The organism is Candidatus Nitronereus thalassa (assembly GCF_032191465.1).
GTDB lineage: Bacteria > Nitrospirota > Nitrospiria > Nitrospirales > UBA8639 > Nitronereus > Nitronereus thalassa.
Genome location: NZ_JAQOUE010000001.1, coordinates 3,258,428 through 3,282,292 on the forward strand (window position 1 = coordinate 3,258,428; position 23,865 = coordinate 3,282,292).

17 protein-coding genes are annotated in these 23,865 nt (G+C 48.1%); 6 read left to right on the top strand and 11 right to left on the bottom strand.

Features of this window, described 5'->3' with window-relative positions; all coding sequences use genetic code 11:
* Positions 1–3 precede the first annotated feature (3 nt).
* Both PPG34_RS14760 and PPG34_RS14765 read left to right on the top strand, forming a co-directional pair.
* Positions 4–444 (top strand): VOC family protein, encoded by a 441-nt coding sequence (locus PPG34_RS14760; RefSeq protein WP_313834181.1) that lies wholly within the window; start codon positions 4–6, stop codon positions 442–444.
* A 140-nt stretch (positions 445–584) separates the two neighbouring features.
* Positions 585–1,130, top strand: a complete 546-nt coding sequence (locus PPG34_RS14765; RefSeq protein ID WP_313834182.1) for a hypothetical protein — start codon at positions 585–587, stop codon at positions 1,128–1,130.
* Between the two features lie 367 nt (positions 1,131–1,497).
* On the opposite strand, the gene PPG34_RS14770 is transcribed toward PPG34_RS14765, so the two are convergent.
* From PPG34_RS14770 to PPG34_RS14785, 4 genes are all read right to left on the bottom strand, one after another.
* Positions 1,498–2,214: a hypothetical protein gene (locus PPG34_RS14770; RefSeq protein WP_313834183.1), complete on the bottom strand. Its 717-nt coding sequence runs from the start codon at positions 2,212–2,214 to the stop codon at positions 1,498–1,500.
* A gap of 35 nt (positions 2,215–2,249) precedes the next feature.
* Positions 2,250–3,308, bottom strand: coding sequence for a hypothetical protein (locus PPG34_RS14775; RefSeq protein ID WP_313834184.1), 1,059 nt, complete (start codon positions 3,306–3,308; stop codon positions 2,250–2,252).
* 318 nt (positions 3,309–3,626) lie between these two features.
* Positions 3,627–4,949, bottom strand: a complete 1,323-nt coding sequence (locus tag PPG34_RS14780) for a hypothetical protein (protein WP_313834185.1) — start codon at positions 4,947–4,949, stop codon at positions 3,627–3,629.
* Between the two features lie 44 nt (positions 4,950–4,993).
* Positions 4,994–10,240 (bottom strand): hypothetical protein, encoded by a 5,247-nt coding sequence (locus tag PPG34_RS14785; RefSeq protein ID WP_313834186.1) that lies wholly within the window; start codon positions 10,238–10,240, stop codon positions 4,994–4,996.
* A gap of 590 nt (positions 10,241–10,830) precedes the next feature.
* Between PPG34_RS14785 and PPG34_RS14790 the strand changes: the two genes are divergently transcribed.
* Complete coding sequence (locus PPG34_RS14790) at positions 10,831–11,106, top strand: hypothetical protein (protein WP_313834187.1); 276 nt, start codon at positions 10,831–10,833, stop codon at positions 11,104–11,106.
* Positions 11,107–11,146: 40 nt separating this feature from the next.
* Here the strand turns inward: PPG34_RS14790 and PPG34_RS14795 are convergent, their stop codons facing one another.
* Positions 11,147–11,746 carry a cytochrome P460 family protein gene (locus PPG34_RS14795; RefSeq protein ID WP_313834188.1) on the bottom strand — a complete coding sequence of 200 codons (600 nt, stop codon included), beginning with the start codon at positions 11,744–11,746 and terminating at the stop codon, positions 11,147–11,149.
* A 207-nt stretch (positions 11,747–11,953) separates the two neighbouring features.
* On the opposite strand from PPG34_RS14795, the gene PPG34_RS14800 reads away from it, so the two are divergent.
* From PPG34_RS14800 to PPG34_RS14810, 3 genes are all read left to right on the top strand, one after another.
* Positions 11,954–12,532 carry a TetR/AcrR family transcriptional regulator gene (locus PPG34_RS14800; RefSeq protein WP_313834189.1) on the top strand — a complete coding sequence of 193 codons (579 nt, stop codon included), beginning with the start codon at positions 11,954–11,956 and terminating at the stop codon, positions 12,530–12,532.
* Between the two features lie 138 nt (positions 12,533–12,670).
* Positions 12,671–13,261: a Tll0287-like domain-containing protein gene (locus PPG34_RS14805; protein WP_313834190.1), complete on the top strand. Its 591-nt coding sequence runs from the start codon at positions 12,671–12,673 to the stop codon at positions 13,259–13,261.
* A 168-nt stretch (positions 13,262–13,429) separates the two neighbouring features.
* A complete protein-coding gene (locus tag PPG34_RS14810; RefSeq protein WP_313834191.1) occupies positions 13,430–13,702 on the top strand; it encodes a hypothetical protein in 273 nt (90 codons plus the stop codon).
* A 68-nt stretch (positions 13,703–13,770) separates the two neighbouring features.
* On the opposite strand, the gene PPG34_RS14815 is transcribed toward PPG34_RS14810, so the two are convergent.
* The 6 genes from PPG34_RS14815 to PPG34_RS14840 all read right to left on the bottom strand — a co-directional run bounded on the left by PPG34_RS14815 (position 13,771) and on the right by PPG34_RS14840 (position 23,859).
* Complete coding sequence (locus PPG34_RS14815; protein ID WP_313834192.1) at positions 13,771–14,565, bottom strand: OmpA family protein; 795 nt, start codon at positions 14,563–14,565, stop codon at positions 13,771–13,773.
* A 369-nt stretch (positions 14,566–14,934) separates the two neighbouring features.
* A complete protein-coding gene (locus PPG34_RS14820) occupies positions 14,935–17,400 on the bottom strand; it encodes a sigma 54-interacting transcriptional regulator (RefSeq protein ID WP_313834193.1) in 2,466 nt (821 codons plus the stop codon).
* Positions 17,397–19,331, bottom strand: coding sequence for a tetratricopeptide repeat protein (locus PPG34_RS14825; RefSeq protein WP_313834194.1), 1,935 nt, complete (start codon positions 19,329–19,331; stop codon positions 17,397–17,399). The genes PPG34_RS14820 and PPG34_RS14825 overlap by 4 nt, the downstream gene beginning before the upstream one ends.
* Before the next feature lie 236 nt (positions 19,332–19,567).
* Complete coding sequence (locus tag PPG34_RS14830) at positions 19,568–21,403, bottom strand: carbamoyltransferase family protein (protein WP_313834195.1); 1,836 nt, start codon at positions 21,401–21,403, stop codon at positions 19,568–19,570.
* 10 nt (positions 21,404–21,413) lie between these two features.
* On the bottom strand, positions 21,414–22,415 hold the full coding sequence (locus PPG34_RS14835) for a polysaccharide deacetylase family protein (protein ID WP_313834196.1): 1,002 nt from the start codon (positions 22,413–22,415) through the stop codon (positions 21,414–21,416).
* A 193-nt stretch (positions 22,416–22,608) separates the two neighbouring features.
* The gene (locus PPG34_RS14840; protein WP_313834197.1) at positions 22,609–23,859 is read right to left on the bottom strand and encodes an HD-GYP domain-containing protein; all 1,251 of its coding nucleotides are present in this window, start codon (positions 23,857–23,859) and stop codon (positions 22,609–22,611) included.
* Between the last annotated feature and the right edge of the window lie 6 nt (positions 23,860–23,865).

Sequence of the window (23,865 nt, forward strand, 5' to 3'; positions counted from 1 at the left end):
ACCGTGGGAGCTGTCTTATTTCATGTAGCCTTTCCCATGAAAAATGTTGAAGATACGAAGCGGTTTTATGTGGACGGACTTGGTTGTGCCTTAGGGCGTGAGTCAAAAAACGCTTTGACGCTCAATCTGGGTGGCCACCAAATCGTAGCACAGATGACGACCGGGGTGTTAGAGAAACCTCAAAGTATTTATCCCCGCCATTTTGGGCTTGTGTTTACGTCGAAGGAAGAATGGCAAGCCATGGTGGATCGGGCCAAAGACAAGAAGTTGTCTTTTTATCAAGAACCCCGTACCCGGTATGCGGGATCTCCGTTGGAGCACCACACCTTCTTTTTGGAAGACCCCGCACACAATCTGCTTGAGTTCAAGCATTACACCCACGAATCGGCCATCTTTGGAGAACGGAAATTCAGTGACGTGGGCGATGACGACGCATTGCGGTAACGAGAGTTTCCGAGTTCTTGACCAAGAACATCGCTCCTGACATGTTTTTCATAAAGCAGGGTAGTCGACAGATTTGCATTGGTTCTTATGTGGCAATGTTAGACTTGATCCCTTCTCTTCTGTACACGTAAAAAGTAGACATGAAGTTTCTTTGTTTCACCATGTATCAGGCTGTTGTTTGCATGACAGTCCTTTTGTTTGCCCAAGGCTTACTGCCTCCAAATTTAGCGCATGCAACTCCCCCTATTCATGTAGGCGACTGTACATCATCTTTTCACTTTAAAACGCTTGAAGCACGAGAACAGTGTGCGCAGAGTTTTCTGGCTGATCCTGCTTGTGTACGTATGAAAGGTGTGCCCCGTCAGCGAATGACGGAATGTGTGGAAATGACCTCAAAAGAAGTCACGGCACTGTGCGATGCAAAGACATCTCCGGAAGAAACCTATGCCTGCCGTATGGAGCATAGAGGACAAAATCCTTCAGGAAATCGACAAGCCAATCCCGAAGATGAATTAACCCGCCAGGCCAAACTAAAAACATCTGCAAGAAAACTTTGTCATTGGCACTTGCCGAATAGCGTGCCGTTTTGGTATCGCGGTGACTATGCGCATGGAATGTACGAATGCCGATGCCCCAAGGCTCTTATACTGAATACTAGCGGCACAGCCTGTGAGGCTAAACGATAAATGGTGAGAAGAAATGGACAAAGAATTCTGGTGGCCAATCGCAAATCATGCTCAATGTCATGCACACATTTCCTATCCAAAATGTCTAAGGAAAGGCTTGGCAATCGGACACTTTGGGAAGCCGGAGGAAACCCGAACTCAAAAACCACGACGGCCAAGTCCCGTTAGATTTGATGCATCCTGCAAGACGTAACCAATTTTAAAAGCTGATATCTCACCAAGAAATTGGTCAATGAAGATACGCTGTAAATAAGAAACTCTTGACGAGATTAGACAACCTGTTTCCACGTGACCTAATGAGTTATTCGGCAAACGGGCGGATAGCACCGGGGGAAAAGAAATGACTCCCGACCCTTTATTTCCTCCCTCACGATTCATTGCTATGGCTAATGGTTTTTTCCCCATAAGGAGAACAAAGGACTAACTGATTTCCCTCAAAAGATTTTTTACGGCTTTCACATTGTCGACGCAATTTAAAAAGAAGATGTCCATTTAACATATAAATAATTACTAATATAAATAGCCATAGACACAAGGAATAACAGATTGAGCCTCTGAAATATTTGATGTGCGTGAACGTAATAACCAGCGCCGCCAAAGCGAACATATAAAGGTGTGATTTAAGAATTTCTGGCATTATCCAAAATGGGATTAAACGCTTCCAGAATGTTTTAGAAAAACCTTCGAAATCAATTTTGTGACACGGATCCCAACCTGGGCTAAATTTATAAAGGCCAAGGATTCTCTCTAGCCCTGCAAGCACAATCTGTAGGGCCCGGTAGGTATAACTAACATTTAACAAGTAAATCACACTGCTTAAAAGGATGGCCATTGAGAGGTAAAAGGAAATCGTCGTAAGGTCGGCAAATTGGGTTGCCTTATCTTTGGATTCTATGGTTTGAACCCAAATCCAGCCAAAACCTGTAAGGGCAGCAACTAGTGGAGTGTAAAACTTAAATGTTTCTGTAAGCCGCGCGTTGACCATTTGAAAAATTTGGTCATGGTATTTTTGTAAGGTTTCCTCATTTACCTTTTCGATAGGTAGATTCCTTTTCTGAATTTCTGGTTTAATTTCGTTGTCCATGTCTACATTATTAATACAGGCTGTGAGGAACTTTTTTAGGGGGTTGATCGGGTTTTGAAAATTGCTTCTTCTGGATTGTTGATAGCAGAAAGAATATTCTCAGCCACTTTCTTGATCAGTTTGTCACCCCAAAAAGGATCATTCACATCGTAATAGATAACTCGAATATGCTGAAGATCAAATGGCACATCTTCTTCATTCGAGGAAATTAATACTACCGGCTTTTCAAGTGCATGAGATAACCCAAGCTCATAATACACATTGGGATTTCTGGTAGTAAGCTCCGCAACCAATACTTTTGCTTCATTGATGCCAGTCCAAATCTGGTCCATTACTTTGCCAGTTGCAAAAATGTCGGTATCTGCTCGAACCGCTTTCATTCCGGCTTTTTCAATCGCTGGTTCATAAATTGATTGGTAATAAGATCCAATAGGGTCTGCGAAAGGCATAATTACAAAACAGGAATCTCCTGATTCGACTTTTGCCTTTTTCCCAAGTTTTTTAATATTTTCATCGGTTGTGCCTGCAGGGGCTAACTCTTGGGATACATCAAGGATTCGTCGCTTGCCGTTATGTTCTTCAATGAGATGGGCAGATGTCAGTGTTTCAATAAATATCTCGGTAAATTCACCGACCTTATCTCCAGGAATTTTAAACTTGTCTGTGAGAGCATTATTGAAGAATTGATTGTCGGGTATATTCTCACCCCGATAGTGCTGGTAGACCGAAGAGATGTCTGGGGCCTTTAAAGCAGCTTCCCGGTATCCGTCGATCTCATCTTTTGGCTCCTGCGGGCGAATAATTTTTTTTGCAAGATCGGTAACTCCAACTTTTCCTGCTTCTGGCCTGTCTAATAAGCCGTATTTTATCGCTGAGCTAAGTTCTACTCGAAATGGACCATTGAGACCGACTCCGACGAATTGGGCAGCTTCCTTGTCGCTACAAATTTTTCCCGCATTTTGATCAAGAATCGCTCGTGGAACTCGAAGTGCTTTTAGAACGGAATGTCTGGGATATTTTGGGGTACCGTCGCCAACAGTGTTGGTTTTAGCTTTACTTTTCAGCTTCTTTTTTGGCGCTTTCTTTGTGGGCATTATGGGCTTCCTTTGGTTATATTTCTTAATTGGCCAGGTTCATTTATCATTATTTGTAAATGCTACCTAAACCCCTGGCCAAAAGGAAAGAGAAAACTGAACAAAAGGGTTTCCGATTGGGAATGTCCGAAATGACGTTGAACGGTGATGACCACGGATTTTGAGGTGAGGGGGTTGCTTTTGTCAGCGACGCTGTCGATGGGGACAAGGATGTTGGCTGCGAGAAAGTGGGTGTCGACGTAGGGAAATTAGGGTCAAACTGAATTACTCTCTCAACTTCTTTGGCAATAGCCCTGCCAATGTATTTCGCTCAGGACATTATTTTGTCTCTGGCCGAGTGGTGGTTCGTAATAAACAAATGAGCTCACCATCATCCACACAGAGGCGCACCTGATCGGTTTCAGGGTCAGTCGTGATCGTGGCGACATACGGTTCCGTATCACCAACGTCCAGCGCAACCTGCCCTTCGCTGGGATCGAGACATTCCCACGAGCCTGTCGTGGCATTGGCCCCGACGACTCTTATCATTCCCTTGGCCGAATGTGCATGAGATGCCTTTTGGCTTTCATCCAACGCGAGTTCCATGTAGTCCACTTGTTCATTCTTTTTTTCAGGTATCCAAAATCCTGTTGCGTGCTGACAGGCCGAGAGTGCGTGCGATTTCGGTTTCTCGACTTCAGGTTCTACAGCCGCTTGTTTTCGAGGGGTGGTGGGTCGCAGACATTGTTGTACCGATTCCTCATCGTCCATCTTTTCGCGTTTTTTTCGACAGGATTCGCGCTCCATTGGAGACAGGCCAATTTGATTCTGCGTGCATTTTCGATATTTCTCCTCGCACCGCTTCTGTTTTTTCTCTGATTTACCCTCACATTCGAATTTGGCAACACACGACGCTTCCTCTTCGGTCAACGCCGCTACGCGTAGCGCATCCGGAAGCAGCTCTCGGCACGGTGTTCCAGTCTCCAGAATTTTCCAATCTTCGGGCGTGAGACTGCTCCATAAGTTCTCACATCGTTGATCCATTGCTGCGTCTTGACTCATCTTCCCAAACGATAGGGTAAAGCCGGATTTTGCTGCCGCGCGTTTGCCACACACACGTATGGTCGATCCCAAATATCCGCAATTATCTGGGTGTTCTGTATTGTGACCTGCCAAACACCACTGTTCCTTGAGACAGATGGCGTTCCGCAGTTCATACATCACATCTTCTGAATTCAGCAGCGTGTTCAGCTTGGTGATGCGTGACGGGGTAAGACCCGAGTCTGAGGACAGTGATGATTCAGCACTCGAAGCCTGGGATGATGGCGAAGTTGTATGGGCCGACGAGGACGGTTTGCCGGTTGCCTGAATTGTGGCCTCGTGGCCTACCGCTGGTTTGCCATCTGTTACACGAACTGTGATTCTCTTACCGTCCACGCGGACGACCGAGCCCGTCCCGGATTTGGTGCGAATATCAAGGTCGGCAATCTTCAGCATAAACTGCACCTGATCCCCAATGCTCGGTATCACGGTTTTGGAAGCCCCTTTTCCAATCTCCACCACGGCTTCGCCCTTGCCAACGGCACTCACGGTTCCCGTAATCTTGGTTGTCGCCAACGCAACTGGTGGTATCGTCAATACGAAGAGAACAATCATTGACATGAATGCCACTGAGATACAGAATTTTTTCAACGCTTCACTCATCATTATTTATCCACCCAATAACATGATGTGTAGGTCGTGGTGCCAAACAGCGCGTTGTTTTCTGAACATTGGCACGTTGGATTGCGCATATGTGACGGCGGTGGTGGCAACTGCTGACAACTTCCGGCTGTGGGAATATCTCCTCCACTGCCAAACCCGCCACCAGGATTTCTTAAGCCTCCTGAGCTACCGCTTCTTCCAGTAGGACCCTCATCTTTAAAGATCCCATCATAGCCAGGTCCACGCTGTCGTTGCCGACGCTGTTGGCGCTGTTCTTGACGTCGACGATCATTTTCTTGCCTAAGTTGATCGGCTCGCTCCAACATTTCCTCCATGAAGGACGGTTCATTCTGACGCCCACCTCGATCAGGAGGCGGATCATAGGCTGGATCATCATACGGATCGTAGGCCGGACTCTTGGGAGCCTCTCTCATGCACCGGTTCCCTGATGACGACGGGCGGTATCCGGTTTTACACCGGCAGCGGGCCACACGGTTTCGCGAATCCCAATACGCTTCGGCATTGCCGAAATTGGAACAATCCATTGCGGCCACTTGCCCTGACGGCGAAGTTACCACCTTGTGCTGGTTGACGACCCCGCTCATACAAATCCCGGCGTTCGTCTGGGCTTGCGCAATCGGATCCCAAAACAGCATGCCCGCGTCATGCTGGGCATCGATTTCAGAGGCCCAGTCACGGCCTGATGCCTCTTCCTTTTCAGCCACCGCGCGCGCTTCTTCCAGCAGTTTCCTCAACGACTCAGCACTCGATTTTACCGAACCCATCTTGAAGAATACATTCATCCCAATCGCTTCGATTTCTTTGGGTTCCTTTTCAATATGGCCGGCTTCGTTTGTCAGCGTGTTTTGCATCCCTTTGATTTCTTGAATCGCTGCCAGATCACGTTGTTGACCTTCACTGCCTTGGCGCGCGTCAGCCTGTTTTGCAATGGATGCCCCCTGACTGACGATCCCGGATGCTTGCGACGGGGCGGCCTGAATCAATTGAACGACTTGTCCGGCATCTCTTATCATCTGTTGAATCTTCTCTTTCTTGTTCAACAATCGCTCGCCTTCATTCATCAATCGATACATTTCATCGGCATTGGATGAACTGACTCCCATTTTGTTGGCCTGCGATTTGGTGTTTCGCATACGGTTCACAATGCTCGACGCTGTTCGATGCAACCCGCTGACGCGACGGTTTCTCGTGGTGGCTGTTTGCAGAATGCGGTCGGCTTCATCGAGAGGCGGATTCGCTTTGATGGTTTCATACGCCTCGCAGATGCTTAAGGTGTGCTGTTCAATTTGATCGCGTACCCGCGCGAGGTCTTCCCCGTCCTTTCGTAAACGGTTGAGGATGTCCTCCGGACTTCCTGAGGCAGGCTTCTTGGAGGCCTCGATCAATCGTTTCAACGCTTGTGAAATATGCGCATACATTTCATCAAACATTGTGATGTCCCGTTCGATTGCCTGTGTTTGTGTTTTGAACTCCTCCATGGAGGCTGTCATTTGCGCACGTAATGCAGTCATTTGCTCGACGAGGGCCTTCATCTGCGCCAGCAGGCCGGCGGTTAGGCCTTCGGATTCTTGGTCGTCGTCCTTGTCTCGACTGCCATTTTGCGCTAATCCCTCTTCGCCTTGACCTCCGCCTGGTTCCTCATCGCCGCCTTTTTTATCCTCTTCCTTTTTCTCATTCTCATAATGCTTGCGGTATTCCTCGAGGATGTCTTCCACACGTTGTTGGTGAAGTTTAAAACGCTTCACCGCGAGATCCGAATCATCGCTGCTGCCTTCGGGATTCGGTTTGGTTTGTTTGGCTCCGTTGGCTCCTAAATACGACGGGACCTTTGCGACTAAAAAGCGGCTGTTCACATGAATCCATAGCTCGGAAAACGTTTCATGAAACGTTAACTGCTCCAGAATGCCTGCATCATACGAACCTGCGGTTGTGTCCAGCTGGGCAGGATCAATGTCCGATTCTTTTTTGATGGCTTGCATTTTCTGCATCAACGTCTGTTGTGCTTCTTTAGGATATTTCTCCCATTTTATTGATGCTTTTTGATCGTACGAACTTTTTCCATCAAGAAAATACGGACCCGTGAGCATGCGTAACCCTTGATCTTCGGTCCGGGCACCAAGGAACGCCTCGGCTTTGGCGCGTGCTTCCCGCACGCCTTTATACGTTTTCAGACTTTTTGCGACAAACGCCGACAGTTCTTCATACACATCCCAGACATCGACATCACCCTTGACCTCACGGATAACCCCGCGTAGATAATCCTTCATCCATGTCACAAACTGCACCACGCCCCCGCCGAATTTCTCATCAATGGTTTCTTGTAGCTGGACGCTGATGTCCAGGTCCTCGGCGATGTTGAACAGTTCTTCGTACATCTTCAGGAATTGCCCGCTGATGAGTGCTTGTTCACCGGCCTTGCGATCTTCAAGCTTCGATCTTAATTCCTGCAAAAACTTGACCTTAATTTGTTCAAGCCGCGTATAGAGCTGGTAGCGAAAATGCTCTTCCAATTTCGGTCCAACATTCGGATGTGTTTTCATTTCCACAATCAATTGAATCCAGGGATCGGTTTTCTTGAACGCGTCTTCAAATGCATCACGGTTGTGCCACCATTCAAAGACCCCGTTGGACATCTTCTCCATCGGAAAGCATGACGGACGTTCTTTGGTTGGGAGTTTCAGGCAGCCGCCCATTTCACGGGCATCGGCGAGTTCCATAGTTATCAGCTCATCATACTTGAATGTTTTTCCCTGATAGCTGACGGACAACAACGTCCAATTCGTCACCTTGATATCCTCGCCGACTTTTTCAATGGACCCGATCTTAAATTCCGCCCCGTCGTATAAATTGTCTATAAAGGTTTCCAATTCCTCGCCAATATGGGCTTCGATACCGGTCATGGCCACTGACTGGCCCACGCCGACGGCAGCCGACACAATCGCTGCCGGTGGGACTAGCGTACTGGTCATTTCCCACCCAACACCGTAGTAATCCCCCATGACATACCGTTCGACCGCGCCACCGAACGGCACACGGCGTTTGAAAAATTCCGCGGCCAAGCCTTCATAATCCTCTTTCAAGATCTTGCCCCAATACACCGGCAATTCATCCTTCAGGTTGTACACCATCATGCCGGTCATCATCCCTTGGCCCACTTTCGATCCGGATACCGATTCATTAAATGTGTTGTTGATGCCTTGGATGGCGGTTGCGCCTGCGCCTCCCGCTCCTCGAATAAACTGCAATCCACGCCTCGTGAGTTTTCCTTCAAAATGGTTATTGAGCCAGTTCGAAATATCACCAAGCTTCTTATTGTAGGCACTTTCCGCATAGTCGAATTGAACATCAAACCGTCCTTCTTGACCGATGGCATTCAAATACATATTGGCTCGTTCTTTCCAATATTCGCCCTGGCCTCGCCGCAGAAACTTGATGTAGCTGTCTCCTTCACCATGGCGAAGTTTATGGAGAAGCGCATCATCAAAGAAATCCAGCACATCGTTGGTTTTACTGGCTGTCATCATGATGGCGCCCCACGCCATTTTGACATTCAAATCTTTTCCGGTTTTCAACATCTCTTCAACCCACTGATATGCCTTCGACATTTCCGGATCAAGGTATTTGACGAGATTGTTCTTGGCGACTTTTTGTTTAAACGTTTTCACCAAATCGCGATACTGTTTCACATACTCCGGAAATCTCGGGTCCATATGTTCATGGACGCCCGCTTGATGGTCATGAAGCAAGAGGTTTTCGACTTCGATCATCTCATGGTACTTGCGCATCTCTTCATGAATGGCTTTTGCCTCTTCAGCATCATTTTCACCAAGGTTATTCACGCGCTGTGTTAATTCCGTGAGGACACTTTCTATTTTGCCAGTGGCGTTCTCCCACAACGCTTGGCGTACGCTTTCCCAAAAACCTTTAATCAACGCTTCATTCGCCTCAATCGTCGCCTTTTCCTTTCCATCTTGATTAATGTCCAGATGAACTTCAAAAGGTATTGGCTGGCCAATCGTGTTGTAATACCACTCAATAAAGAAAACTTGCATCTTTGGGTTGGCTTTATATTGGGTTAATTTTCTTGAAAGTTGTCGTAACGCGCTTTTTTCGCTGCTCCCTTTTTTGGCTTCATCTCCCATCGCCTTAAAGCTTCGATCTCCGTATTTACCTGCTTTGACAAACGATTCCAGGTCCGTATACACATTCTTGCCGGCGATATCGTGCTCAAAGTGGCGAATCATTTCCAAACTGACCCCCGGTTCATCGGGCCAGTTCATTTTTCTCACGTCCTCTAATTTGTTATTAATGTCGCTCATTTCGACTTCCATGAGCATTTTTCTACGTGCCTTTTCAAAGGCTGTTTTCTCGTCTGACACAAACGGGGCTTTGCCATCTTCACTAAAGACGATTTCTTTTAAGTGCTTGGTCACTTTCTCAGCGAACGATTGGCCTGAAAAATGAGGATATACTTCAGCGGTGGCCTTCCCTAAGACCGTACACGGAATGTCGAGTTCTTCCGGGGTTTTGCCGTTGTAGCGGGCTTTAATTAACTCATCAAAAATCAATTTGACGGCATACGCGGCATCGAGATCACCTGACAAAAAGTTAAAATCAATATCTCCTGCGAATTTTAACTGCTCAAACGATTCATTTGGCCAACCGCCAACCTCGCCGTAATAAAATGTAAATTTAGGATTTCCATGCCGTTGCTGATAGATCCTCAGCGCTTCGTCTCTTGTCGTCATCACCACGTTGTAGCGATGCGTGAGTATTTTGGCTTCAACAAATGTTCCACCGGAGTCAAAAATGGTTCCGAATACCCAATCTAATCCTGTTCTTCCTAAATAGTTTCCGACATCCTTTTTTACCTCCATTAGGGTGTGACGTAATTCCTTTCCAGGCTCGGTGGGGAGTTTGCTGACTTCCTGATAAAACTGCTCCGGGGTCATTTGGTTATGCTTGACCTGAATCAGCATATTCACGATTTTCATCTTCGTATCGACATCGGGAGATTTGCCGGCACGCAGGGCATTCCGAAAATCATTATTCATGACTTCTTCCGAAGGATCTTTTTTAATTAGACCTTCGGGAATATTGCCTCCCCAAAGCCGTGGATTATCCGATTCGGTAATCTCCGATTGGATTTGAGCAAAGGCAGGAGAATGTATTACTAAAACAGTAATCGTTAAGAATAAAGCAGGAAGGATTCGGGCTGGCATTCGCATCAAGAACATGGTCTTCCTAACCAAAGTATGGTCTTCCTGACCAAAATTGGACTGATGATGGGGGAGGGGCTGTCCTCGGTTTTCCTGAAGCGTCCTTTTCTATGGGAACCATGCCTTTATGTCAATACAAGGCACTTGCCCCCTACCTTCTCTTAATCCGATTTGGGAATTGAATGGTAGGAAAGTGTGAGCTAGCTCACAATCCTCATATTTTATATGTAGCAGAATATGTTTATTCCTTTTGTAAGATCTATGGGTATAGGAACTCACCCTTCGCTCGATTTTTTCCTGGAGTATTCGAAGGAAGTTGAAACAAGAAAAGACATGTTGCGAAGACCAAAGAGGCAGGCCATTTTTTCACGCCTCCATCAATCTTAACTGCCACATTTCATGGCCCCACGAAATTTCAAGGCAGTTTTAGGATATCTCCCTTCACCGAAATTTCTTTAATTGCCACAACGTCCTAATATTCCTGAACTTTTACTGTTTGGCTCTCTCTAAATACCTTTGGCAACAAGCTTGCACTGTATAATTAAGTTAGGACGTGGTTGCCAATTAAGGAATGTTCATCAATGACGCAAGGAGAGTGCATGGAGAGTACGCAAAAATACAACGTGGAAAAATTAAAAAATTTTGCGTCAAGTGACCTGCCTAATTGGATCAAGCGTGTCCTCAACACTGAGGAAGACGGTACATTTGAAGGCGAGCACAATGCCGAAACCTCCGAAGTTTCATTCCAAGTGGCCCGTTGGAATCTCCTCGTCACGCGAGAACTCATTCGACAAGGACTTTGGACCCCCACATCAAAAAACCTCGAGACGCTCCATAAACTCAATCTGAAATATAATATTTCCCCCTTGTCATAATTCTTCAGTTTCTACATTTCTTCTTTCAGTTATTCTCCTGTTATTTTTTCTGGAGCACGGGATACCCCAATGTGTAGATCCACTTGTCGTCTTTTTGGGCATTTCGTGGCGCTAAGTCTTTGGCCGGGGTATGACATGGGATGCAATCCACTTTGTAATCCGTAGAAACCGTTTTGACGCGATCATCCGCATTGTAAAACGACCATCCCCAGCCATCGCCCCACAACGGCGAACTTTTGAACCGGCCTTTTGTATCTCGCACCAGCACAAAGAAGCCTTTGATGGTCGTGGCATGGCCAACAGCCGGTCCGGTGGTCATGGACATGGTTTCTGCATGGAGTAATTCTTTCACGATCACCGCTCCGTCGGGAAATCGTCGTTTTTTCTGGTAATATTCGATGGTTTCCGGCTGCGTGTACACCACATGATATTCGTGAATGGTGGCAGCTCCGTCGTCGATTTTGGTATGCGTCCAGGTGCCGAGTGTGGGCCACAGGGTATAGTCTTCAGGGACGCTGATCGCCCCGGTTTTTGGATCAACATTCGGCAGAAAGGGTTGTTCTTCATTGGCCATGATCCAGCCTGCCCAGGTTGTCACAACGGCCACTACCGCTGCTGTTATTACGTTGAACTTTTTCATGACGACTCCTTGCGTTGTTGTAGATGAATAAATCTCATACACTTAACCCTTATTTAGATCTGTTTTATTTACGCCTCTGAGAAACGTATTGCTTTTCGGTATACAGATCGGTATATAAGCGTACAGTCATGATGGGCGCGCGAACGTTACAGATTTTTTTTGACTGACTCGGCTGACATGACATGAGAAACCTTGTGGTCTTTCCTTGTGGGAACGAAACAATTCAAACTTTCTAAGCGAGATCAGCTGGTTCAGACGGCTGTGAAGCTATTTGCCGAGCACGGGTTTCATGCGACCGGCGTCGATGCCATTGCCGAGAAATCCGGGGTGACGAAGCGCACACTCTATGCCCACTTTCGTTCCAAGGAGGACTTGGTTCTCGCTGCCCTTCGTCACTATGATGGTGTCTTTCGCAACGATTTCATACAAAAAGTCGAAGAGTCAGCGAATACTCCCCGAGGTCGCTTGCTCGCGGTGTTTGATGTGGCTGAGGAGTGGTTTCAGCAAAACAATTTTTACGGCTGCATGTTCATCAATGCGGTCGGTGAGTATTCCGAACGAGATTCCGCCATTCGCCAAGTGTGCAGTGAATTTAAAAGCTTGGTAAAGGGGTATATTCGAGAGTTATGCGCAAAGGCTGGAGCCAAGGATCCTTTACGGCTGGCAGAAGAACTGGCCCTCTTATTTGAAGGCGCGATTGTGACGGCGCAAGTGTCGCAAAATCCCAAAGCCGCGGAGATTGCGAAACGGGCGAGTCGAGCGCTCATCCAAAAAGCGACTTCATAACACTCCTTTGGAATGGGTGAGCTCAGGCGGTGAGAGTTTTCGGCCCTTTTCGTCCTGGTCTATTGAGTTTATCTGGCAAAAAGGAGGATGATGAAAGAAAGGTCCGAGTGTTGACCCTGTAAGGAAGGAGGTTTGGCCATGTTCAAATCGAACCTATGTATGGGCGCTCTGGTTTGGGGAATGTGTAGCCTTCTAGTCATGCCTCTCTCTCCGGCGTTCGGTGAGAATTCCCAAGACACCTTTCATCTTTCGCCGAAGGTCGTGGCTGATTTTATTCATTCGGTGATCCAGGCGGATCGGACGTTGTACACCACCCATATTGTGGAGCGGTTAGAGGGACACAAGGTGGTGACTGCTCAAGAATATTGGAAGCAGCAAAAGGCGCTGCCCTTACCTGCCCAAATGCTCATGCTCTCTGGTTTACAGGTGAAGCAAGAAGGCACGGGGCTTCAATTTCGATTAGCCAGCCTTTACCCCATTTATGAGAAGAATGGACCCACGACAGATTTTGAAAAAGTGGGCTTGGAAGCCGTAGCCAAAGATCCCAGCCAACCGTACACTGGTGTCATTCAGCGTGGGGATAGAAATTTTTTCAAAGCCATCTATGCCGACAAGGCGGTCTCACCAGCCTGTGTCAATTGTCACAATGGGCACATTCTCAGTTCCAAACATGATTATCAGTTGGGGGATGTGATGGGAGGGATTGTTATTTCCTTTCCGTTGAATTGACGGGTAATTGGCAAAATTGAAGGTGAGCTCAGTTATTTGTGGGATTGCGTTTGAGGGTTGACCCAGTTGAAATAGGGAAAAAATATGGCACAATGATGTGGGTATTAGGTAGAGAGTATCGGAAGATGAAGTGTTCACATGGAAGGCGTGATTGGAGAGGGATGTTTCGTGAAATTACAAGTTGGTGATTTCGTTATCGTCAAAAAGTTTAAGGCCTCGACCCGTCCCAGCCTTCGGGCCAAAGATATCGATCCCGCCACCCATGGCGATACGTACTCCTACCGGATCGACAAATATTGGAAAGTGGTTGAAGTGGGGAATGATGGCAGGATTGAAATTGAGACCCGACGGGGTAAGCGTCATACCATCGATACGCGGAATCAGGATTTCCGCAAAGCCAACATACTTGACCGTTTCTTTCATCGTGATCGGTTCTTTTAAGAATGCCACGTGAGAGGCAGGGCTGGAATCTGAACTTCCTTACCCCAGCCCTCACGCAGCCGATTCTATTACGACTGACTTTCTTCCTCCTGTTCATGGTTCTCTGCCATGGGCTGAATCTGCACCGCGTTTTTCCCCTGGCCCTTCTCATTTTCTTTGCTCGGGGTTTCCTGCCAGATATTGGGAGCGCTTTTCACAAGGGTAAATGTGACACGTCGGTTGGTCCTGGCGCATGGGTCGGTGTCTTCCAGGCATTCCAAGGCAAATTTCCCCAAACTCACGGCATGCATACGAGTCTTTGGGACCTCTAGAGTGACAAGGTAGTCCTTCACAGCCTCAGCCCGTTGTTTCCCCACTTTCAAGTTGAATCCTGTGGAACCTCGATCATCGGTATGGCCTTGGATTAGCACATCCCATTTGCCGGATTTTAACTGCTTAGCATGTTTAGCTAGTTGGGTTTGTGCCTTTTCCGGCAACTCTCCTTTATTAAAGTCAAAGTAGATAGGGCCTAACTTCGGAACCTGCTCCGGGTCTTTAACCTCACCGGCGGATAGCTCCTGATTTATGGCGGGCGGAGTCGTTGTGTTGCCAATGAGCATTGGCTTGGCGGGTTGTGCATCGTTCGGTAGGTTTGCAAAATTGGAGGTAGGCGGGGCGAAATTTTTGGCATGCTCTCTGATCTGTTGAGACCGTGCCCGTTTTTGCGCGTCCGATAACACTACTGGTGTTGTCCGAGATTGGGTTGATTGGACGATGGTCGTCTTCGACTCGGGTTCCTTAAGAATCTGATAGGTGAGAAAACAAATAGTTAAAACAGCGATAGTGGTAAATCCTGCGAGTACAGCATCGGTACGGTTTAGCATTGCGACCTCCATATGATTAAAGTTTAAGAAATTGGTGAGCTGGCGACGGATAACTCATGGTCCTCCTTTCTGGTTTTCAGATGGCGGGACGCCGCCAGCTCGTTAACTCTTAAAGCAACGCCCGTACCAGAATTGGGCATATCGAAAATTATGGAAATACAATTACTTATGGCTGATGCGGGGACAAGGTCGGTGCTGGACCCATGCGGGGATTATGGGGGATTGTTCATCCCCGCAATGAAGGGATGGAAGGTTAATTCCTTTTGGCTTCCTGTAGCTGCGGCATCTCATGCCGCGTTCTTCTGCCCTTTGTTTGTCTAAGGGGTCAGGATGGGATCGTGCAGCGACAAAAGATAAGAGGTATTGACTCTAGGAGGAAGAAGGAAAGTGTTGACGAACCAGTGTTTCTACTGCTGGGAAATAGCGATCAGGTAGGTTTTTGAATCGGCGGCGGCAGTCGGAAATGGCTTCCTCTACATTTTGATAATGTTTGCGACGGGGAAGCAAGTTGGCTTCATACTCTCGAAGTTTGTGCTCGACGAGATCTTCCAATGATTCATCATGGGCCAAGTCCTTGGCCGCCAATGCAAAGTCCCCTTGGTGTTTGACCAACACTTCGTACCCTAAGCCTTTCAATCGTTGCATGATCGTACTGCGATCACATTTGAGGTCTTGAGCCGTGGCGCCCATATCAAAGCGGTGTTGTCGTAAGGCGTCGAGAATGGAGGCATCGTCTTTGATCAAAGCCTTTTTCGATTTCCCGTTTTTGGGGGAGGAGGAATGGATACGCACAGTGTGACTTGGGGGGGTGGTCTGGGCATCCAATCGAAGATCCGTCTTGGTAAGCATGGTGTTTTCCGCCAGGGACACGGCCTGTGAGAGGGTTTGCTTTAACTCTCGAATATTCCCAGGCCAGGAATAGGACATGATGGTTTGTAAGGCTTCGGGAGTGAGGTGAAAATTCTCTCGCTTTTCGTGTTGGGAATATTGTTCAAGAAGATGCTGGGCTAGGAGTTGGAGGTCCTCGGGTACGCGTTCTCGTAATGAAGGTAATACCAACACGATACTCCGAAGCCGGTAGTACAGATCTTCCCTAAAGCGGCCTTGCTCAACTTCATGTTTTAAGTCTCGATTTGTAGCGGCAAGAATTCGGACATTGGCATGTCGAGTCTGAGCCTCGCCTACTCGGTTAAAGGTATGGTTCTCCAGTAGGCGCAAAAGTTTGGCTTGAAGATCTAGACTTAATTCGCCTATTTCATCCAGAAACAATGTGCCACTTTCAGCAGCTTCAACATATCCCTTGCCACCGACAGCGCCGGTGAATGCCCCTTTCACGTGACCAAAGAGTTGGCTTTCGAACAGTTCTGAGCTGATTGCCGCCATGTTGACGGGAATAAAAGGCCGACGTGCCCGATCGCTGAATTGATGGGCAGCCTTAGCAAACACCTCTTTCCCGGTTCCCGTTTCTCCAAGAAGCAGAATGGGATTGTGACTTTTGGATGCTTTCTTAAGGTCGGAAAATACTTTGAGCAGCGTGGGGTCTTTGGTGATAATGCCAAAGGCTTTGGCTTCCAAGGAAAGTGCTTCCAGATTGCGAGGTAATGGGGAGGATTCGATCGTTCCCGTGTTTTGTTGCCGAAGCGTGGTGAGTTCCGCCTCCATTTCTTGAATGCGGTATTTGGTGGCCTCCACTTCTGCCTGCGCTTGGGCGAGTTGGGTGAGACGTTCGGTCGATTCCTGCTCGGCCAGTCTGGCCTGGCTTAGTGCTTCCGTGAGTGAGTGTACTTTCGTTTCTTTTAGGGTTAAGTCTTGACGAATCTTGGAAAGATTGTTTTCTAACGTTTTCAATTGAGCCGATGTTTGAACGTTCCAGGTGTTGGCTTGAACGAGCCATATTAATGCTGTGGAAATAGCTATCGCGAGAAGGGGGCTCATTAGCGGTAGGATCAATCCAAATTGATTTTGAAGAAACACAGCAACGGCGATACTGAGGGTGGCCACTCCCAGCAATGCGATAAGTCCTTTCCAATGTGGAAACTTCCAAAATATCCAGGTGGCGCTTAACGAAATCACGAACATTAGCAAGATGTCGGCTAGTGGGCCAATGGGGTGGAGCCATGAGCCGGTCAATGCGGCGTTGAGCATGGCTATCTGCATGCGGTGGACTTCATCCATTGTTGGCACAAGAACGACAATCTTGCCTTGAACCTGGCTGTGGAGCGCAGTCCATTGTTGGGATTGAATCAGATTCCATAAGGCCTCAAAAGGAATTGTGGATACTGGGGGGTCTACCCAGGAAGCGGAATGGGACGGGAAACTATCGACAAAGTTAGGATCGTACGCTTTGGCAATGGCCAACCCAAACGGGGGAATGTTGGTCTCTTGCCAAGTGGTCTGGTCAAGACGCCCGACGCCTCTAGCCTGATTCAGTAAAGAGGGAAAGGCCGAATTGGCATAAACGACTCTTCCGGATAACGTGGTGGCTTCGATGAGTGTGGCATCGGCAGAAGCCCCGCCGCAGGTTGAAGCACTTGGACCGTCGAGAGGAAGCATGGGCGCAATAACTTTGGCCTCGGCTTGGCTCAACCCGGTGATGGTTTGAGCCAGAACCGTACGGTTCCAGCCAGTGGTCCCACATCGTCCCAAAGGTGAAGAGTCTATATTGACAATTGTGATGATGGGATGAAGTTTAGCATTGGTTATGTGCTCAACCTGCCACCCAGAGATTCGTTGGGTTGCTTCCGGAAATATCATTCCAAACCCTGACAGAAGGAAGGTGGTGCCTAATGCAACCAAGGCGGCGAGTGGTAACGGTTGTTTTGGAAGATAGGTCATGAAGGGCATGTTTCGGCGCTTTTTTGATTCAATCCTACCGGTACAAGGCTGTAGGCGACAGAAAGGGTTTTGAGGAATTGGCAGGATTGTGGGGAACCTTCTCTAGCGGTCTGTGATAAATACTCAAAAATTGGCGAGTGCGGTTGCTGGATAATGTGTTGTTTCGCCAGGTCTTCTAACAACTTATGTGCCTCTGGATGTAAGGCAAAGGCTTCTTGAATCAGAATGGGAATTGCAGCCTCCTTCTGCCCTGAACGGGCGAGTGTGACTCCCACGCTGGTGCCAGGTGATACCGAAAAATTGATTCCGAACTGTTGCTGAATGTCGAGTCGAATGGCTTGAAATCCATCTGAAATTTGCTGGATGTAATCCGGGTGTCCCTGGTGGGAAAAGACCCACCGTCGCAGTCTGGATAGTTGTGCTTGTGCCTGGTCCGACCCCTCTTCATAAGATGAACTATGTGCGGCTTTGAACCACCATCTCATGGCCTGAACCAAGTCTCGTTTCGTTCCACTGCCATTGGCATACATGGTGCCCAACATTTCTTGGGCCTCTCCCAGTCCTTGTTCTGCCGCCAAGCGGATGTGCACCAAGCTATCTTCGGGTCGATTCGCGGCTCGGAGTGTCACGCCGAGTTGATACTGCGCATCTGCATAATCGGGATTAAGCGTAATGACTCGTTGATACGATTCAATCGCGGCATCGAGATAACCTTGGTTGTATCGGGTTTGACCCAATTTGAAATATGGTAAGGCCCATGTCGGCTCCTGCCGAATCGCAACAAGATAGTGGTCGCTAGCCTTTATCCAATTTCCCTCAAGTTCGTATGCTACTCCTAGTTGGAAGTGAGCCTGGGCTGATTCGGGATGCAGTTGGAGCGCGCGTTGAAAAGCCATGATGGCTTTGGTGTTCGCATTGGTCATGCGGTAGGCCAGGCCTATGTTGTACTCCAGGTTATAGGCATATGACGCGGAAGGATTTAGGGCGAGAGCGGTCTGCCATTCCTTAATGGCCCGTGGCCAGTTGGTTGTGGCACTCAAGGCTGTTCCCAATAATGCATGGGCCTTCGCGAAATGAGGTTTGAGCGCAAGCGTCGCCTTCATGTGATCAATAGCTCTGTCCCAGTCTTGTTTCTTTGCATACAGGAGCCCGAGGTTGAAATGGGCTTGGGGCAATGGCGCTTCGAAGCCGATGGCCGTGGTGAAAGCCTCTTCGGCTGCTCCAATGTCGTCCTCCGCGAGTTCTATGAGGCCAAGGTTGGAATATGCTCTGGCGTATTGAGGGCTTAGTGTCAGGGAATGCTCAATGGATGTTCGAGCGTTGAGATAGTCTCCATTTTGAAAATAAGCCATTCCGAGCTGGTTGTGGGCCTCAGCCCAATCAGGAGCCCAAAAGACGGCCTGTTCAAAGTATCGCTGAGAAAGAATAGTATTGCCCTGGGTAAGGTAAGCTTGCCCAAGTGCATAATGTACCTCTGCTAGGTCAGGCTGAATTCGCAGAGCTTGTTCCCATTCAATAATGGCCCGCGAGAGTTGTCCCCGCTGAAGAAGGGCGACCCCATAATTGTAGGTGACTAAGGCCGAGAGGTTGTATTGGGTGGGGAATGTTGATGGCTCTAATCGTTCGGCTTGTGCCCAGGCGGTTATGGCTCCATCTAGGTCTCCCAGCTTGGCCAATCCAACTCCCAAGTTCCAATGAGCATGGCTATACTCTGGCCATAGGTGTTGCGCTTCCCGAAATTGCTGAACTGCTGGTTCCAGTTGTTGGGTAAGATAGAAATCGATTCCAAGATTAAGGTGGTCACGGGCAGCTTGAGTATTGGTGGTCAGAGGGGCGAACTCCGTACTCTGTGCCCAGAGTTCGGAAGAACAAGATAAGGCCTGAAAACAAACGAATACAATGCCAAGAAGAACTCGTTGTGAGCGTGGCATGAAGCCTCCCAAATGCAATCCTAAGAAGATGTCGTGGTCAGTTTGAACAGGCCCAAGATAGGCAAGTGCTCAATACACGATAACATCTGAACCGGGTGAATTTGAAATAAGGATTGGGTAAGGCTCGGGCTATAGGGAGGTATTCCGAGGGTGGTTCTTCCTGGACGTGCGTGGGACCAAGTACCGGCCACATGCACGTCCTACAGATGTGAGGGTTTGGGCGTTTTTACCCCACGTTATTTTGAATTTTTATGAGTTGGATGTTCGACTAAGAAATTGCCAATGGCCAAATAATCCAGGTTTCCTTGGAGAAATGCTCGGATACCGTCATGGGGGGAATTGACAATCGGTTCCTCGTGCATGTTGAAGCTGGTATTGATCACCGAGGGTACACCGCTGAGCTTATGATACTCTTTGAGTATGCGATAGTAACTTGGATTGCCTTCTTCTCGTACCAGTTGTGGGCGGGCTGTCCCGTCAATGTGGACGGCAGCAGGGCATGTTTCCTTCATAAAGTCCGTGCAATTAAATGTCACAGTCATGAACTGTGACGTGTGTTCAGCACCCTCCATCCCGTAGTAACACTTATTTCGTTCTTCATACAGCGTGACGGGGGCGAATGGCATGAATTCCGTGCGTCCGAGACGTTGATTTAACCATTGGTTTACTTCAGGCTCTGAGGCGCGATACAAGATCGATCTGTTGCCTAAGGCGCGAGGACCGTATTCCATTCTTCCATTAAACCGTGCCACGACTTTTCCTTCATGGATGAGTTTGGCGATGGTCGGTTCAATGGGTTCCAGATGTTGATATTCCAAGCCGGCGGTTTGCAATTCCATTTTGATTTCTTCGTCAGAGTAATCCGGGCCAAAATATACGTTTTGATAGGGCTCGCGTTTCTTGAGGTCTTGACGACAGGAGAGGAAGGCTGCGCCAGTCCCGCATCCGCCATCTCCCATGTTGGGGTAGACCCAAAGATGATTGACTCCAGGAATTTCGAAAATCCGTTGATTGAGTTTCACATTCGCGATCACACCGCCTGCCAAAACCACGGTATCGATTCCGGTTTGTTCCACATAATGATGGATGTAGGCGGTGGCCACGACTTCGAGCACGTGTTGGTATGCCGCTGCTATATCAATCTTTGGAAAGAGGCTAGAGAGGTAGCGGGAAAAATATATATTGTTGCTTTCGATGATTCGGAAATTGCCAGGCTCTTGATGGAACCGGCTCAAGACTAGATCTACGAGAATTTTGGGATCGCCATAGGCTGCCAATCCAACGATTTTGCCTTCATGACGTGAAGGTTTAAATCCCAGCGAAGACGTCACACTTTCGTAAAATGTGCCCAAAGAATTGGGATACTCGATTCCATGGATGCGGCGGATTTTGGTGCCTTCTCCAATACAGACCGAGCCGGCCAATCCTGAACCATATCCATCGAGCGTGACAATCAGCGCCTTTTGAAACCCACTGGCAAAAAAGGCTCCGGCTGAATGGGACAAGTGATGATCGTATCGCCGAAGTTTTTCTTTTAATCCCAGTCCTTCAAGATTCTCTTCCAGGTCTTCTTGCCATTCCTTGTGATAGGTCATGGCTTCCCGTTTCCAGGCGCGCGAAGACCGTTTGGCAATATTTCTGGACAATACACCCTCCGGCCCCACGAGTTTATACAGCATGCGATGGACCAGGGATTTTTCCATCTTTTCATTGGGATCAGGGAGCCCCGGAACTACAGGACGATTTTTGGGGATATTGGCCAGGGCTTTGTCGACTTGTCGCTGAATGCCATCGACTGGAGCTTCTTCCAGGAAGGCGGTTTCGTCTTTAAGGTTTTTGGTAAATAGTTGCGTTTCTTTTTTCCAATCGAAAAATGGATAGGCGACGACATCAATGTCGTCGATCGAAATTCCGGTATAGCGGAGGCCGGCTTGTAAGGCTTCGGCTGGAAACCCGCTTTGCAGCTTGTTGCGCGTGAACCGTTCCTCCCCGGCTGCGAACAGGACCTTCCCATCCTTCATCAAGGTAACCGTCGAGTCTTTATCCAAGGGTGAAATGCCTAAGACAATCATTGCGCCTCCACTAGGTTTTGCGTAGTTCTTGTTTCAATATCAGTGGAGTGCTTGCGACTCCCTGCATCTCTCCAAAAAAGAAATCGAAAAATCGGCGAAGCCGTCCAAGAAAATCTTCAAGATCGGCTTTGGTTTGGACGTATGGCGTATGGCCGGGTTCTACCGATGGGCTATGAAAGGCCATGGAAAACACTCGCAGACCGGCATTATAGAGGGTCCGAGTGAGTTGTTGGTGTTCAATCGTCGGGTATCCTTCGGGAGAAAGCCAGCTTTTATTCAATAACTTGAGTCGTCCCAAAATGCCGGGTACGCGGAGAGAGGTAAAAAAATCATTAGAGGCCAAGGGATGCAGAACTGGCCCCAAATGTCTGAGCAATCCGGTGAACCCGACGGTAAGGGGAAGTTCGAGGAGTTGCTTTTCTTTCCCAAACCAAAAAGGCCAGGATGTGTTGGCCGAATAATCTGGCCCTTCTTCTGAGGAATAGTCCATGTGGGGACAGACGCTGAGATCAATTTCATACCCGAGTTCTTCCAAGATGGTCGTGGTATGGGGTCCAACCCCATAGCGTCCGGCTTTATATATTGTTGGTCGGCGACCAAAATGCGCTTCGATGCATTCTGTCAACACCAGTAACTTGGTCTTTTCTAAGGTCATGGGAAGGTTTCCGGCAAATGAATTTTTTCGATTGACCACTTCTTCGAAAGGCGGATTGACCCAAGGGTGTAAATGTGTGCCAATAATGCACCGCCCGTCCTTGTGGATTTCAACGAGCGGTTCGTAGCCGTTCGGTTGAGAGGCCACCGGATAATCGATGACATACACCGGAGTGATCCCATAGTCATCAAACACGGATTGGGCGCGTCCAACCCATTGCATGGCCTGCACCGAGGTATTTTCTCGTGCAAAGTCCCGAGACCAATCAAATTCTTCCTCAGTATCGATGACTACCGTGAGGCGCGGTTTCTCGTAGGGCGCGATGTTGCAATAATCGGAAGGTTCGACATTAAACATAAATAAGACCACTCATTGTTCGCCAATGATCAGGTATCGATATCACTTCACAGTCTGGGCCTGGCTTTGAGCCGTAGTTTCCAACGAAGTCTTTGGGTACTGTATCGGTCATAGACCTTTGATAATTTACATCGTTTTTGGCTTTTGCGATTGGGAAGAATTATGATGTCCGACTCGGAATTCTTTAAACGGATCAGTCGGTACCCGTGGCCAACTCCAATTCCTCGTGCAACGTGGTCACGGGGAGGAGTACTTGAATGGGTTCCCTGATGGGTTGAAAAAGCGAAAAATTGTGTAAGCGGGTCAACATGGTAAAGGTGACCGGTTGACCTTTGGGAAGGACAATAGCCCCTGATTTGGCACGAATATCCTCAGCCAAGATCATAGAGGGATTCAGGTCTGCCATGGCAACTTCTTTAGTTTTGAAGGGCAGAGTTTTGCTTGAAAGTGCGCGAAGGGCATTAAGCACGGCTGGATCATATTTTTTTGCATGTTGACGAAGGGTGTCCAGCGCTTGCTGCTTGGTATGTCCGGTGGATTCCAGCCCATCTAAATCTATGGCCACTTTCAGAATACGCGATTCAAAAGGTACGATCTTGGACTCGATCGAATCGGTCGTCTCATCCAACGTATCTTCCTGATATTCAATAATGTCCGCGACCTTCTCCATTCGGGGAATTTTCCGAATCATTTCAGCGCCAATTGAGGGATATTGATGGTAGAGGAGGGTTTCTTGGTGACTTAATCCTCTTCCGCGTGCGAGGTTGTGCAACAGTTCTGGAGGAAAAGTAATAAAGCCGATTTGCGAAAGCAACGCGGCAACTTCCAATTTCCAGGTCACGGACAGATTTAATTGCTTGGCAATGGCTGTGGCATATCGGGTAATGCGGATCGAGCGATTAAAGACCTCGGGATTCATGATCGAAAGCACATGCGTCATGGCTTCGAGTGAACCAATCAGGGTTTCTTCCAGCACTTCTTTTTCGCTTCGGATTCGGCGTAAGAGTTCGCGGTCGGCCGCTTCCATCCGTAGCTTTTGTTCGATATTTTGCTGACGAAGCCGATGTTTTTCTAAGGCATTGAAAATCGTTCGTTGCAATGTCGGTGCGGTTAAAGTGGCTTTTGTTAAGTAATCAGCCATGCCCTCTTTCAAGGCCTGTACGGCAATGCGCTCATCTCCATGTCCCGTTAACAAGATGACGGGGTTTAAGTAACCAATCTCTTGAATGTCTTTGAATGCTTCCACACCGGTTTTTGCGCCTAAACGGAAATCGAGAAAGAGCACATCTCCTGGATTGTCCTTGAGTGCAGCCAGGCCTGCATCCAATTGTCGGAAACCTTGAAAATTGACGTGGATATTTGGAATTTCCCACAACAACTCTTCTAGCCAACACAGATCGTCGCTATCATCATCAATCGCCTGAATAGTCAAAGTGTGGTTCATCGATGT